Here is a 12,746-nt window from a genome sequence, read left to right on the forward strand (position 1 = left end):
GCCTGTTATACTCGCTGATCGCCGGGCATCGTCTTCTGCCGTTCCTCCCGCAATGCGCCTGCGACCGAGGAGAGAAGGTCGAGATCCTCCAGTGCCTCAACCGGCACCGACAGCTTGGGGCGCCAGTTGGGATGGCTGTCGCTGGTGCCCGGGATATTGGTCGGCTGCGCTTCCTTGGTGAGATCCGCCAGCCGAACGGCAAGAAGCATGGACGGCGTGCGGGCCAGAAAACGGTGCAGCGACAGGGCCAGTTGATCGAGGTCTTTCCCCTTCAACACGGCAGCAGCCGCATCCGGCACAGGAAGACCTTCCAAAGCCAGCGCCCGCACCAGGTCGGATTTTTCCTTCGCGCGGGCGGTGAGATCGGCCTTGGCTGTTTTCTGGGGCACGAGGCCATGCTCGGCCCGGGCCTTGATATCGGCGCCGGACCACCAGCCACCCAGCGTCTGATGGTCCTGGGTGGAAACGCAGGCGAGCGACAGAGCCGGATAATCGGCCGGCGCAACAAAGCCCTCTTCGTTCAACTCATAGGAGAAGATGCGGTAGGAGAGCAGCGAGGCGCGTGCCAGATCCTCCCGTAGCCCCTCCGGCAGATTGCCGAGATCCTCACCGATGACCAGGCAATGATGATCGTGCGAGGCCTCGGCCAGAACCTGCAGCATATCCTCCTTCGGGTAGGCGACATAGGCGCCGTCAGCCGGGGTCCCATCAAAGGGCACAAGAAACAGCCGCGCAAGCGCTGCCGCGTGATCGATGCGCACGGCGCCGGCATAGCGCATGGCCACGTCCAACATGCGCCGATAGGGCGAGGGATCGCCCTCGGCAATTTTCGACGGGAGAAAGGCGGCAAGCCGCCAGTCCTGCCCGTCCACCGCCCAGGGGTCGGGCGGCCCGCCGATGCTGGCGGAAGACACGTAGATGTCCGGCTCGCTCCAGGTGGCGGATCCATCCAGCGCCTCGCCGACGGCAAGATCCAGATAAAGCCCGATGCGCAGGCCCGCCTGTTCGGCCGCCCCCACCACATCGGAAAGCTGCACATGCGCCACCCATTGCAGCCACATGTGAAATTCGATCTCATCCAGTCTGGACTGGGCAAAGGTCACCACAGCCGGGCTGTCCGGTGCCTGCATGTCACTTGGCCAGTTCCGCCAGCCGGCCGGCAGACCACGCGAGACCATATCGGCAGAGATCACCTCAAACAGCGCGTGGCGGCGCAGGCTTTCGCCGAATTGTTCCAGAAAGCTTTCAAAGGCCGATGCCCCATAGGCCCCGGATGACAGGTTCGCCTTCCGCCATGCCTGCCACAGACGCCGCAGTTCCCGCAGTTTGGCCGTGGCCACCGCCGGATAATCGACAAGCTTTGCCTGCCGGAGCTTTTGCAAAGCCTTGTCCAGATCGGGCCGTGGCGCAAAACCCGGAACCTGATCGACAGCGATATAGAACGGGTTCAGCCATTGGCGGCTGGACGGCTCATAAGGGCTGCACCGGGTCGGATCTGCCATGAAGGGTGCATGCAACGGGTTGAGCCCGATGAAATCAGCACCCACCCGGCCGGCAAGACCACATATGGCACGCAGATCGGCAAAATCGCCGATCCCCCAGTTGCGATCGGACCGAAGTTCATAAAGCTGCAGGCTGAGGCCCCAGAGACGATCCTCAGACAGGACATCCGGCAGGAAGCAGACGGGCGCGGCCTCCATCAAGGCCGCGTCCTCGACCGTCACATTGAGCGCCGAAAGTATTTTCCGCTTCGTGTCGCGGGAAATCGCGACCTCCCGCCCATCCGGGTCGGGGCGGGTGAACTCGATGCCATGCTGGCGCGCCAGTTCGTCCAGGGTGGCTGTATGCCCCTGCGTGACGGATGGGGTCGAGGGGCTGGACGCAAGAGTGGTCGGGTCATCCATCGGCCAGGCTCCACACCACAGACCACGGCGCCGCCTCGCCCGCCTCGATCGTGCCCAAGCGGAAAATCACCTCTCCCTCCGACACCTCAGGCACCCGACCGGCGTTCGCGGTGAGGTTGGCCCGCAGGCTGAGGCGCTTGTTGCCCAAGTTCCATTCCACCAAGAGGCCATCGCCTTCGTGTTCAAACCGGGCACTGGTGCCGGTCAACTGGGCAAGAAGCGGCACGACATGGTTTTGCCGGATCTCGATCAGCCGGCGGTAAAAGCCCAGCATGTCCTGTGCTTCCTGCTGCGACAGCTTTGTCCAATCGAGCTTGGCGCTTTCAAAGGTTGCACGCGCCGTTGGATCCGGCAGGTCATCGCCATCGAAGCCCGGCAGGCGCGACATTTCCTCGCGACGGCCCTTGCGCACCTTCTCGTTCAGCTCCTCATCGAAATCGCAGAAGAAGGGAAAGGGTTCGCGCGCACCCCATTCCTCGCCCATGAACAGCATCGGCAATTGCGGCGCCAGCAGATAGACGGCAGCCACCGCCTTCATGGCCTCCAGCGGCTGCGAAACGATCATGCGATCGCCCAGCGCGCGGTTGCCGATCTGGTCGTGGTTCTGGATGAAAGAGATGAAGGCGGTGGGCGGAAGGTGGCGGCTCGGCTTGCCTCGCGCCTCGCCGCGATACGGCATATGTTCGCCCTGGAAGACAAAGCCTTCCGCCAGCGCGCGGCCGACCTTGGCGGGGTCGCCGGCGTAATCCTGATAATAGCCGAAGTCCTCGCCGGTCGCGGCGATATGCAGGACGTGGTGGATGTCATCGTTCCACTGGGCCGAAAAATGCACCGGCCGACCATCCGCGTTGCGCCGCAGGAGGTCGCTGTTGTTGTCCTCATTCTCCACGACCAGATGCACATGCCGATCGCCTGCTTCCGCCCGGACGCGGCGCGCCAGTTCATGCAGCAGATGTTCGCGCGTATCATCCTTGATGGCATGCACTGCATCGAGGCGCAGGCCATCCAAGCGGAACTTGCCGATCCAGTAGAGGGCATTTTCGATCACGAATTCACGCACCGGGCGCGAGGAGGCGCCATCATAATTGATGCCGCTGCCCCACGGCGTCTTGTGCTGCTCGGTAAAGATCGGCGCATAGGCCGGCAGGTAATTTCCGTCCGGGCCGAAGTGATTATAGACGACGTCGAGCAGAACACAGATGCCGCGTTCATGCGCGGCATCGATGAGCGCCATCAGATCCTCTGGCCTGCCATAGCTTGCCTCCGGCGCATAGGGCAGGACACCATCGTAACCCCAGCCGTAGCTGCCGGGAAAATCGCTGATCGGCATGATCTGCAGGGCCGTGACGCCTAGGGCTGCGAGATGATCGAGCCGTTCGATGGCAGAGAGAAAAGTGCCTTCCGGGGTAAAGGCGCCGATATGCATCTCGTAGATCACCAGTTCCTCGATCGGGCGACCGCGCCATGCGGGTGTGCGCCAGACATAGGCGTCGAGATCGATCACCTCGCTTGGACCATGGACATCCTCCGGCTGGTGGCGCGAGGCGGGATCCGGAACAACGAGGTCATCGGGCAGGACGAAGGAATACCGGGTGCCGGCCCCGGCTCCCGGCACCGTTCTTTCATGCCAGCCATCGCTCACAGGCGTCATGGAGATAGGGTCCTGACCTTCAAGCTTCAGCCGGACGCTGTCATGGAGGGGTGACCAGAAGCGGAACCGGGTTTCGGACGGGGAAACGACTGGGCCGAACAGAAATTCAGACACGTAGGAAACCTTTTGCAGGAGGGGTCGACTGTTCAACTCGTCAAAGCGGGAAAGGTTTCGCGCGGCCTGCGCTCAAGCAGACGAATAAACCGAACCCAGTCAAAGACATAGTCAGTCAGCGGATGGAGGCGCAGGGACATAGCGCGAAAAATTGCGTCAAAAAGCCCGCAAATGCGGGGTTCCCGGCGCTCTCCACCAGCGTCACGCAAGCTTCATCCGGGAATATGACACGTCATCTCTGCGAAAGCCCATCACCAGAAAAAGCCAGACGAGCGCGCCACCGCACGAGGATGAACCACCCCATTTTTGCTTGAAGGTTAGCCATGGCTACAATCACATTTGCAAATACCAAGGGAGGCGCCGGCAAGACGACCGTCGCTCTCATTCTTGCCGCAGAACTCGCCGAACGCGGACACCGCGTTGCCATTCTCGATACCGATCCGCAACAGTGGATCACCCGCTGGCAGGGCCTCGACGCCGCTTCGGCAAAATTCACCGTCGTTTCACATATCACCGAGGAGACGATCGAAGAGGACGTGAAGGCCCTGTCGAAGAAGATGGACTATGTCATCGTCGATGTTGCCGGCGGCATGTCCCCGCTTCTGGCCAAGGCGATCGGCCTGTCGAACCGGGTGATGATCCCGGTTCAGGGCTGCGCCATGGATGCCGTGGGCGGTGCGCAGGTGCTGGAGATCCTTCAGCAGCTGGCGATCCAGTGCGATATCCGCATCCCCCATTCGGTGGTGCTGACGCGCATCAATTCCATCATCACCACCCGCGCGCTGACCGCCGTGAAGGCCATCCTGGCCGAAAAGCAGGTGCATATGCTGGAAACGGCCCTCATCGAACGGGCTGCCTATCGCGACATGTTCGTCACCGGCGGCACGCTGCATACGATGGAAGCGGAACGGGTCAGCAATCTCGACAAGGCGCGTGACAATGCCCGCCAGTTTGCCGAGGAAGTCATGAGCCTTGTGCCGCTGAAGGCTGCCAAGCCGAAGACGAGCAAACCGAAGGCCGAAAAGGCGCCGAAGACCACGGCAACCCGCCAGCGCAAGGCGGCCTGACAACCGCCGTCGGCAGCCCGATCCACCGCCCCGACTTCCGGCAGAAGGCACCCGCAAACCCTGCGGGTGCCTTCTGCCGTCTTCAGTGCCGTCACGCCGTCAGCGTGACCGTGATCGATTGACCGCCAAGGCTTGCCGTAAACTCGGACGCCGCGGGGATAGAGGGTGCGCCGCAGAGCGTGCCGGTGGTCACCACAGCGCCCTTCGTCAGATGGCCGCCCATCGGCAAGCCGCCATTGGCTGCCGCGATGACGGCCGCCAGAGGATCGCCGTCCGGGTGCCGGGGGGCTCCGTCAAAGAGAACCGTCTCGCCATTGGTCAGAACAAGGGTGCCGAGTTCTGCCCCTTCGGCCAGAAGCGCCCGGTCGAGGACCGGCCCGACGATATACCCGACATTGCTCATCATGTCCGACAGGAGGAGCGGCAGCGAACTGCCGGGGCCTTGCGTATAGCGGCTGCGCACGAGTTCGACCCCGATCGCAACGCTTTCGATGGCATCGACGATATCCTGCCGGCTGTAAGGGTGAGCGCGCGGCGGCAGGTCACGGCCAAGCGTCAGCGCCAGTTCGATTTCCACCTTGATGCCGGCGCAGAACGGTGATTCCGGAACGGTGCTGACAAAGATGAGGGGCGCACCGTAGAGGCCGCCATCGCGCAGCGAGAACTTGTAGCCCTTCGGCGCACCTGCCCCGAGCCGGTTCAGGATGTCGGCCTGGATGGCATAGGCGCCGGAGACATCCGGCACAACAAGGCCCTCCGTACCGATGGTCTGCCCGTCGCGCATGGCCTGTGAAAGCTGGTCGGTAAGCTTTGTCGTCCCGGCCGCGTCGTTGATGTCCGTCATGTCTTTGATCTCCCGATGATGTGCATGCCTTGCATGTCTTTTGGCCGGCAGCAACCGGCAAGCCGACAAAACAAAAAACCGGCCGTCTGTCGACGGCCGGGATGTCTGATGCCAGAGGTGCCGGAGGGCGCTTAACGGTTTGCCGCCGCCTGATGCTCGGAGGAATCGAGGATCCGGCTGAGACTGAGCGCCGCAAGCGTGCAGATGGCGCCGGAAATCAGGTAGCCACCGATGAAGATGATGCCGAAATTGCTGGCAAGACCGAGCGCCACAAGCGGCGCAAAGCCCGCGCCCACCAGCCAGGAGAGGTCAGACGTGAGCGCCGAACCGGTATAGCGATAGGGAAGCGAAAAGCGCGACGAGACCGCGCCGGACGCCTGACCGAAGGAGAGGCCGAGAATGCCGAAGCCGATGATGATGAAGGCATCCTGCCCCTTGCCGCCGGCATCCAGAAGGAAGGGCGCCGAAAAGCTGAAGAGGGCAATAATGCCGGCACCGACCATCAGCTGCTTGCGCCGGCCGATGCGGTCGGCGGCAAGCCCGGACACGACGATCGCCCCGATGCCGACGATCGCGCCAAAAATCTGCACGAACAGGAATTCGCCCGCCGACTGGCCGCCATGCAGCGTCACCCAGCTGAGCGGGAAGATCGTCACGAGGTGGAACATGGCAAAGCTTGCAAGCGGCGCAAAGGCACCGAGCAGGATATCACGACCATGGACGCGAATGGTTTCGAGAACCGGCCGCGGCTGCAATTCGAGCGTTTCGAACAGCTGGCCGAATTCGCGGCTGGCGACGATACGCAGACGGGCAAACAGGGCGACCACGTTGATGGCGAATGCGACGAAGAACGGGTAGCGCCAGCCCCAGGTGAGGAAATCCTGATCGGTGAGGCTGACGGCAAAATAGCCGAACAGCGCGCTTGCCAGCGCAAAGCCGATGGGCGCCCCAAGCTGCGGGATCATGGCATACCAGCCGCGATGCTCCTTGGGCGCATTGAGTGCCAGAAGCGAAGCCATGCCATCCCAGGCACCGCCGAGCGCAAAGCCCTGGCCGAGACGAAACAGCGCCAGAAGCGCCACCGACCAGACGCCGGCGGATTGGTAGCTCGGCAGGAAGGCAAGAGCGGCCGTCGAGCCGCCGAGCAGGAAGAGCGCGATGGTGAGCTTGGATCCGCGGCCATAGGTGCGGTCGATCCACATGAAGAACAGCGAGCCGACCGGTCGCGCCAGGAAAGCCAGCGAAAAGACGGCAAACGACATCAGTGTCGCCGTCACCGGATCGCCGGCAAAGCTGAAAACAAGGCGCGGGAAAACCAGAACCGAGGCAATTCCGTAGACAAAGAAATCGAAGAATTCGGACATGCGGCCGATGACCACGCCAATGGCGATGCTGCCGGGAGACAACGGCTTGCCATCGTGCATCTGCCGGGCGTCGCGCTCGAACTCGGACGATGTGGGGTTGGTTGTAATGCTCATGATGCGGTCTCCTCCTTTGCGGCGAATAGTCGCCTCCCCAAAAGATAGGATGATGCATATTTGCGTGTTATCAAGCCCGGTCTCGCTTCAATGGCAAAGAATTTGCTCCAAACGGTGCAGGTGCCGTATATTGTTGCAAAGTCTTTACCGTTTCGGGTGGAACTCTGGCGTCGTGCGGGACTTTTGCACACACCCGCTCCATCATCGGCGAGGCGGTCCCCGGTTTCTTGTTGCGTTGCACGAAAATGTTTTGCACTGCGACGAAAGACCTCATAGGGAGCCTTGCTCTCATGCTTTAGTCGCAGAGTGACAAAACGCAAATTTCGAACTGAAAGATGCCACGGTTGATGAAGCTCATTTGCCGGCTTAGTGCCCTCATCCTACTTCTCGCGCTCTCGGGCTGCGATCTCGTCGTCATGTCGCCGTCCGGTGACATTGCCATGCAGCAGCGCGACCTCATCATCATTTCGGTGGTGCTGATGTTGCTGATCATCATTCCGGTGATCTGCCTGACGCTCTATTTCGCCTGGCATTACAGGCGGTCGAACACCAGCGCCCAGTATGACCCGGAATGGCATCACTCCACGCGCCTGGAAGTGATCATCTGGGCCGCACCGCTGGCGATCATCATCGCGCTCGGCGCCGTCACCTGGATCAGCACCCACAAGCTGGACCCGTATCGCCCGCTCGACCGCATCGATGCGGCCCGTCCGGTCACGCCCGAGACCAAGCCGATCACCATCGAAGTGGTGGCGCTCGACTGGAAGTGGCTGTTCCTCTACCCGGAACAGGGCATTGCCACGGTCAACGAGATCGCAGCGCCGATCGACACGCCGATCGAGTTCAAGATCACCGGTTCGACCGTGATGAACTCCTTCTACATCCCCGCCCTTGCCGGTCAGATCTATGCCATGCCCGGCATGCAGACCAAGCTGCACGCGGTGATGAACAAGGAAGGCGTCTACGAAGGCTTTTCCGCCAACTACAGCGGTGACGGCTTCTCCGGCATGCGCTTCAAGTTCCACGGCGTGAGCAACCAGGCGTTCGACCAGTGGGTCTCCCAGGTCAAGAACCAGGGCTCCCCGCTCAACCGCGACGCATACCTGAAGCTGGAACGTCCGAGTGCCCGCGTGCCGGTCACCTATTATGGCCAGGTGGAGAACGGTCTGTACGAGGCCATCCTCAACCTGTGCGTCCAACCCGGCCAGATGTGCCAGAACGAAATGATGCATATCGACATGATGGGCGGTGCCGGCAAGGACAGCGCGGAAAACCGCGAACGCCTGCAATACGATACCCGCTGGACCAACGAAGAAGGCCCCGGCGCGACCTATCCGGCCACCGGCCATGGAGCAAAGAGCCATGAGGGCACCGAAGCGGAAACCGCACCGGGTTCAGCCGCGCAGCCGGGCAAGGGTAACGACGGCATGTCGAATATGCCCGGCATGTCCGGCCACGAAGGCCATGATGGCAAAGGCGTGGCGCCTGACCAGCTGAACACAAACACGAAGCCGTAATCGCCGGCTTGAGACGTATCGGAAACTGCAATGTTCACGAACAGTAACCTGTTGGAATTCATTTTCGGACGGTTGTCATGGGATTCGCTGGCTTTCACCCATGAGCCGATCCTCCTCGTCACCTTCATCGGCGTGGTGCTCGGCGGCCTCGCCGTCGTCGGCGCCATCAGCTATTTCCGCCTGTGGGGATATCTGTGGAACGAGTGGTTCACCAGCGTCGACCACAAGAAGATCGGCATCATGTATGTCATCCTCTCGCTCATCATGCTGCTGCGCGGCTTTGCCGATGCGGTGATGATGCGCACGCAGCAGGCCATGGCCTTCGGTGCCAATGAGGGCTATCTGCCCCCAAGCCACTATGACCAGATCTTCACCGCCCATGGCGTGATCATGATCTTCTTCTTCGCCATGCCGATCGTGACGGGCGTCATGAACTTCGTGGTGCCGCTGCAGATCGGCGCTCGCGACGTGTCCTTCCCGTTCCTGAACAACTTCTCATTCTGGATGACGGCAGCCGGCGCAGCGATCATCATGCTGTCGCTGTTCGTCGGCGAATTCGCCCGCACCGGCTGGCTTGCCTATCCCCCTCTGTCGGGTGCCGATTACTCGCCGGGGGTCGGGGTCGACTATTACATCTGGGGCCTGCAGGTGGCCGGTGTCGGGACAACGCTCTCCGGCATCAACCTGATCGCCACTATCGTGAAGATGCGCGCGCCGGGCATGACCATGATGAAGATGCCGATCTTCACCTGGACCTCGCTCTGCACCAACGTGCTGATCGTCGCCTCGTTCCCGATCCTGACGGCCACCCTCGTTCTGTTGACGCTCGACCGCTATGCCGGCACGAACTTCTTCACCAACGACCTTGGCGGCAATCCGATGATGTATGTGAACCTCATCTGGATCTGGGGCCATCCGGAAGTCTACATCCTCATCCTGCCGGCCTTCGGCATCTTCTCCGAAATCGTCTCGACCTTCTCCGGCAAGCGCCTCTTCGGCTATGCCTCGATGGTCTATGCGACGGTCGTCATCACCATCCTGTCCTATCTCGTCTGGCTCCACCACTTCTTCACGATGGGCTCCGGCGCCAGCGTCAACGCCTTCTTCGGCATCACCACGATGATCATCTCGATCCCCACGGGCGCGAAGATCTTCAACTGGCTGTTTACGATGTATCGCGGTCGCATCCGCTATGAAGTGCCGATGCTGTGGACGATCGGCTTCATGGTCACCTTCGTCATCGGCGGCATGACCGGCGTGATGCTCGCCGTTCCGCCGGCGGACTTCGTGCTGCACAACTCGCTGTTCCTGATCGCCCACTTCCATAACGTGATCATCGGCGGCGTGGTGTTCGGCCTGCTCGCCGGCGTGAACTTCTGGTTCCCGAAGGCCTTCGGCTACAAGCTCGATCCGTTCTGGGGCAAGATGTCCTTCTGGTTCTGGCTCGTCGGCTTCTACTTCGCCTTCATGCCGCTCTACGTGCTTGGCCTGATGGGCGTCACCCGCCGCGTCAACCACTTCGAAGATCCCTCGCTGCAGATCTGGTTCGTGATTGCCGCCTTCGGTGCGTTCCTGATTGCGCTCGGCATCGGCTCCTTCCTCATCCAGCTTGTCGTCAGCTATCTGAAGCGCGAGGAACTGCGCGACCTGACCGGCGATCCGTGGAATGCCCGCACGCTGGAATGGTCGACGTCTTCGCCGCCACCGGAATACAACTATGCCTTCACGCCCGTCATCCACGACCATGACAGCTGGTACGACATGAAGCGTCGCGGCTATGTGCGTCCTCTGGAAGGCTTCAAGCCGATCCATATGCCGAAGGGCACCGGCACCGGCGTCATCCTGTCGGGCCTCAGCGTCGCCTTTGCCGTCGGCATGATCTGGTACATGTGGTGGCTGGCGGCCCTCGCCTTCCTCGGCATCATTGTCGTCTCCATCGCCCATACCTTCAACTACAAGCGCGATTACTACATCCCGGCTGAAACCGTTGTCGAAACGGAAAATGCCCGGACCAAGCAGCTCGCGGAACAGGCGTGATTGTCATGAGTGAAAACCAAGCCGCCGTTTCGGCAGAGAACCCGCAGTTCTATCTGACGGAAGACCACCATCCGGAAAACAGCACCATGCTGGGCTTCTGGATCTACCTGATGAGCGACTGCCTGATGTTTGCAGTCCTCTTTGCCACCTATGCCGTGCTCGGCCGCAACTATGCGGCCGGCCCCGCACCGGCCGACCTGTTCGACCTGCAGCTCGTGGCCATCAACACCGCCATGCTGCTGTTCTCCTCCATCACCTATGGCTTTGCCATGCTGCGGATGGAAAAGGGCGACAAGAGCGGCACGCTGATGTGGCTTGCCATCACCGGCCTGTTCGGCCTCGCCTTCCTCGGGATCGAACTCTACGAGTTCAGCCACCTGATCCACGAAGGCGCCGGTCCGCAACGGTCTGCGTTCCTCTCGGCCTTCTTCACGCTGGTCGGCACACACGGTCTGCACGTCACCTTCGGCAGCATCTGGCTGGTGACGCTGATGGTGCAGGTGGCAAAGCACGGCCTGATCGAGGCCAATCGTCGTCGCCTGATGTGCCTGTCGATGTTCTGGCACTTCCTCGACGTGATCTGGATCGGCGTCTTCTCTCTCGTTTACCTGATCGGAGTGATCGGATGAGTTCGCACCCACATGCACCGGCGCAGGAAAGCGCGCACAACACCCACCACGCCCACAGCCATGGGCATGAAGCCGCCCATGGCAGCTTCAAGAGCTACATGACGGGCTTCGTCCTGGCGGTCATTCTGACCGCCATCCCCTTCTGGCTCGTCATGGCCGACGTGCTCGACAACAAGGCGCTGACGGCCGGTATCGTCATGGCCTTCGCCGCAGTCCAGGTCGTCGTCCACATGGTCTACTTCCTGCACATGAATTCGAAGTCGGAAGGCGGCTGGACCATGCTCGCGATGATCTTCACCATCGTCATCGTGGTGATCGCGCTCTCCGGTTCGCTCTGGGTCATGCATCATCTGAACACCAACATGATGCCGATGAACCCGGAAATGATGAAAAACATGCCGTAACAGCGTTCGGGCTGGCGGCAGCGATGCCCCGGCCCGCGCAAGGATACCTGTTGAATGGATACAGAGGCCCGCCCCCACCCCGGCAAGCGCTATACCGCCTTCGCCTGTGTGATGGCGGGCCTTGTGCTTGTGTTTCTGGCGCTCGGCACCTGGCAGGTGCAGCGGCTGTTCTGGAAGCTCGACCTGATTGCCCGCGTCGATGCCCGCATTCATGCGGACGCCGTCCCCGCCCCCCTGCCCGCCCAATGGCCCCAGATCAACCAGGCAGCCGACGAATATCGCCGCGTGACCATCCACGGCACCTTCCTGCATGACAAACAAGCGCTGGTGCAGGCCGTGACGGAACGGGGCGCCGGCTTCTGGGTGCTGACACCGCTCATGACGACGGATCGCGGCACGGTTCTCATCAATCGCGGCTTCGTGCCGATGGAGAGACGAGACGCTGCTGCCCGGCAGGCGGGCGAAATCGCCGGCGACGTCGCCGTGACGGGCCTTCTGCGGCTACCCGAGCCCGGCGGCGGCTTTCTGCGCACCAATGATCCGGCTGCCGATCGCTGGTACTCGCGGGACGTGGCGGCCATTGCGGCCTCGCGCGGTCTGGGGGAGGTTGCGCCCTATTTCATCGATGCGGATGCCACGGAAAATCCGGGCGGCCTTCCTGTCGGGGGGCTGACGGTCGTTTCCTTCCGCAACAGCCATCTCGTCTATGCCCTCACCTGGTATGCGCTTGCCGCCATGTCGATCGCAGCCGTCGTCTACCTCATGCGCCAGCGCGGGAAGCAGACGTAGAGCAGCGGCAACTCACGGCTTGGCTTGGTTTTCAAGCATGGGGGGCAGCGGTGCGAATGTGACGTTTTCTGCGGAACTACGCCTGCGCTCACCGGTTACCTCATCGACACATGAGGCGACCATCAATGACCAAGACACCAGACAACGACCCCATCGCACAGCCGGAAGACAGCCTGCCCACGCAACGCCGCAAGCGCCGTGCCGGCGGCGGCATCGTGACGTTCTTCATCATTTTCGCGATTGGGGCCTTCAGTCTCTATCTGTTCATCGTGTTTTACGGTGCCATCGCTGGGAGCCAGTGACGGCACCGCA

General features: G+C 61.7%; 11 protein-coding genes. 7 read left to right on the forward strand and 4 right to left on the reverse strand.

Annotation, left to right across the window (positions count from 1 at the left end; genetic code table 11):
- Positions 1–5: 5 nt before the first annotated feature.
- Entirely contained in the window at positions 6–1,904 is a 1,899-nt protein-coding gene (gene malQ, locus ACEXP3_RS08350; protein ID WP_377296815.1) for a 4-alpha-glucanotransferase, read from the reverse strand.
- Positions 1,897–3,669, reverse strand: a complete 1,773-nt coding sequence (gene treZ / locus ACEXP3_RS08355; RefSeq protein WP_377296816.1) for a malto-oligosyltrehalose trehalohydrolase — start codon at positions 3,667–3,669, stop codon at positions 1,897–1,899. The genes malQ and treZ overlap by 8 nt, the downstream gene beginning before the upstream one ends.
- Positions 3,670–3,992: 323 nt before the next feature.
- On the opposite strand from treZ, the gene ACEXP3_RS08360 reads away from it, so the two are divergent.
- Positions 3,993–4,736, forward strand: a complete 744-nt coding sequence (locus tag ACEXP3_RS08360; protein WP_377296817.1) for an AAA family ATPase — start codon at positions 3,993–3,995, stop codon at positions 4,734–4,736.
- 91 nt (positions 4,737–4,827) lie between these two features.
- On the opposite strand, the gene ACEXP3_RS08365 is transcribed toward ACEXP3_RS08360, so the two are convergent.
- Both ACEXP3_RS08365 and ACEXP3_RS08370 read right to left on the reverse strand, forming a co-directional pair.
- Positions 4,828–5,580: a hypothetical protein gene (locus tag ACEXP3_RS08365; RefSeq protein WP_377296818.1), complete on the reverse strand. Its 753-nt coding sequence runs from the start codon at positions 5,578–5,580 to the stop codon at positions 4,828–4,830.
- 131 nt (positions 5,581–5,711) lie between these two features.
- Positions 5,712–7,058, reverse strand: a complete 1,347-nt coding sequence (locus ACEXP3_RS08370) for an MFS transporter (protein ID WP_210105375.1) — start codon at positions 7,056–7,058, stop codon at positions 5,712–5,714.
- Positions 7,059–7,393: 335 nt separating this feature from the next.
- Here ACEXP3_RS08370 and cyoA point away from each other — a divergent pair, with 335 nt between their 5' ends.
- From cyoA to ACEXP3_RS08400, 6 genes are all read left to right on the forward strand, one after another.
- Positions 7,394–8,575, forward strand: a complete 1,182-nt coding sequence (cyoA, locus tag ACEXP3_RS08375) for a ubiquinol oxidase subunit II (RefSeq protein ID WP_377296819.1) — start codon at positions 7,394–7,396, stop codon at positions 8,573–8,575.
- Positions 8,576–8,605: 30 nt separating this feature from the next.
- Entirely contained in the window at positions 8,606–10,612 is a 2,007-nt protein-coding gene (cyoB, locus tag ACEXP3_RS08380; protein WP_377296820.1) for a cytochrome o ubiquinol oxidase subunit I, read from the forward strand.
- Positions 10,613–10,617: 5 nt separating this feature from the next.
- Complete coding sequence (gene cyoC, locus ACEXP3_RS08385) at positions 10,618–11,241, forward strand: cytochrome o ubiquinol oxidase subunit III (RefSeq protein ID WP_377296821.1); 624 nt, start codon at positions 10,618–10,620, stop codon at positions 11,239–11,241.
- A complete protein-coding gene (gene cyoD, locus ACEXP3_RS08390) occupies positions 11,238–11,645 on the forward strand; it encodes a cytochrome o ubiquinol oxidase subunit IV (protein ID WP_377296822.1) in 408 nt (135 codons plus the stop codon). Before cyoC ends, cyoD begins: the two co-directional genes overlap by 4 nt.
- Positions 11,646–11,699: 54 nt before the next feature.
- Complete coding sequence (locus ACEXP3_RS08395) at positions 11,700–12,434, forward strand: SURF1 family protein (protein WP_377296823.1); 735 nt, start codon at positions 11,700–11,702, stop codon at positions 12,432–12,434.
- Positions 12,435–12,559: 125 nt separating this feature from the next.
- On the forward strand, positions 12,560–12,736 hold the full coding sequence (locus tag ACEXP3_RS08400) for a hypothetical protein (protein ID WP_210105369.1): 177 nt from the start codon (positions 12,560–12,562) through the stop codon (positions 12,734–12,736).
- Positions 12,737–12,746: the final 10 nt, after the last annotated feature.

The organism is Neorhizobium fuzhouense, from assembly GCF_042611105.1.
Taxonomy (GTDB): domain Bacteria; phylum Pseudomonadota; class Alphaproteobacteria; order Rhizobiales; family Rhizobiaceae; genus Neorhizobium; species Neorhizobium galegae_A.

What these genes read in the sequence shown, in the direction of transcription:
- ACEXP3_RS08365 (WP_377296818.1), bottom strand. Translation starts at nt 5,580, where the DNA reads ATGACGGACATCAACGACGCGGCCGGGACGACAAAGCTTACCGACCAG.
- ACEXP3_RS08400 (WP_210105369.1), top strand. Translation starts at nt 12,560, where the DNA reads ATGACCAAGACACCAGACAACGACCCCATCGCACAGCCGGAAGACAGC.
- cyoA (WP_377296819.1), top strand. Translation starts at nt 7,394, where the DNA reads ATGCCACGGTTGATGAAGCTCATTTGCCGGCTTAGTGCCCTCATCCTA.
- cyoC (WP_377296821.1), top strand. Translation starts at nt 10,618, where the DNA reads ATGAGTGAAAACCAAGCCGCCGTTTCGGCAGAGAACCCGCAGTTCTAT.
- cyoB (WP_377296820.1), top strand. Translation starts at nt 8,606, where the DNA reads ATGTTCACGAACAGTAACCTGTTGGAATTCATTTTCGGACGGTTGTCA.
- malQ (WP_377296815.1), bottom strand. Translation starts at nt 1,904, where the DNA reads ATGGATGACCCGACCACTCTTGCGTCCAGCCCCTCGACCCCATCCGTC.
- cyoD (WP_377296822.1), top strand. Translation starts at nt 11,238, where the DNA reads ATGAGTTCGCACCCACATGCACCGGCGCAGGAAAGCGCGCACAACACC.
- ACEXP3_RS08395 (WP_377296823.1), top strand. Translation starts at nt 11,700, where the DNA reads ATGGATACAGAGGCCCGCCCCCACCCCGGCAAGCGCTATACCGCCTTC.
- ACEXP3_RS08370 (WP_210105375.1), bottom strand. Translation starts at nt 7,058, where the DNA reads ATGAGCATTACAACCAACCCCACATCGTCCGAGTTCGAGCGCGACGCC.
- ACEXP3_RS08360 (WP_377296817.1), top strand. Translation starts at nt 3,993, where the DNA reads ATGGCTACAATCACATTTGCAAATACCAAGGGAGGCGCCGGCAAGACG.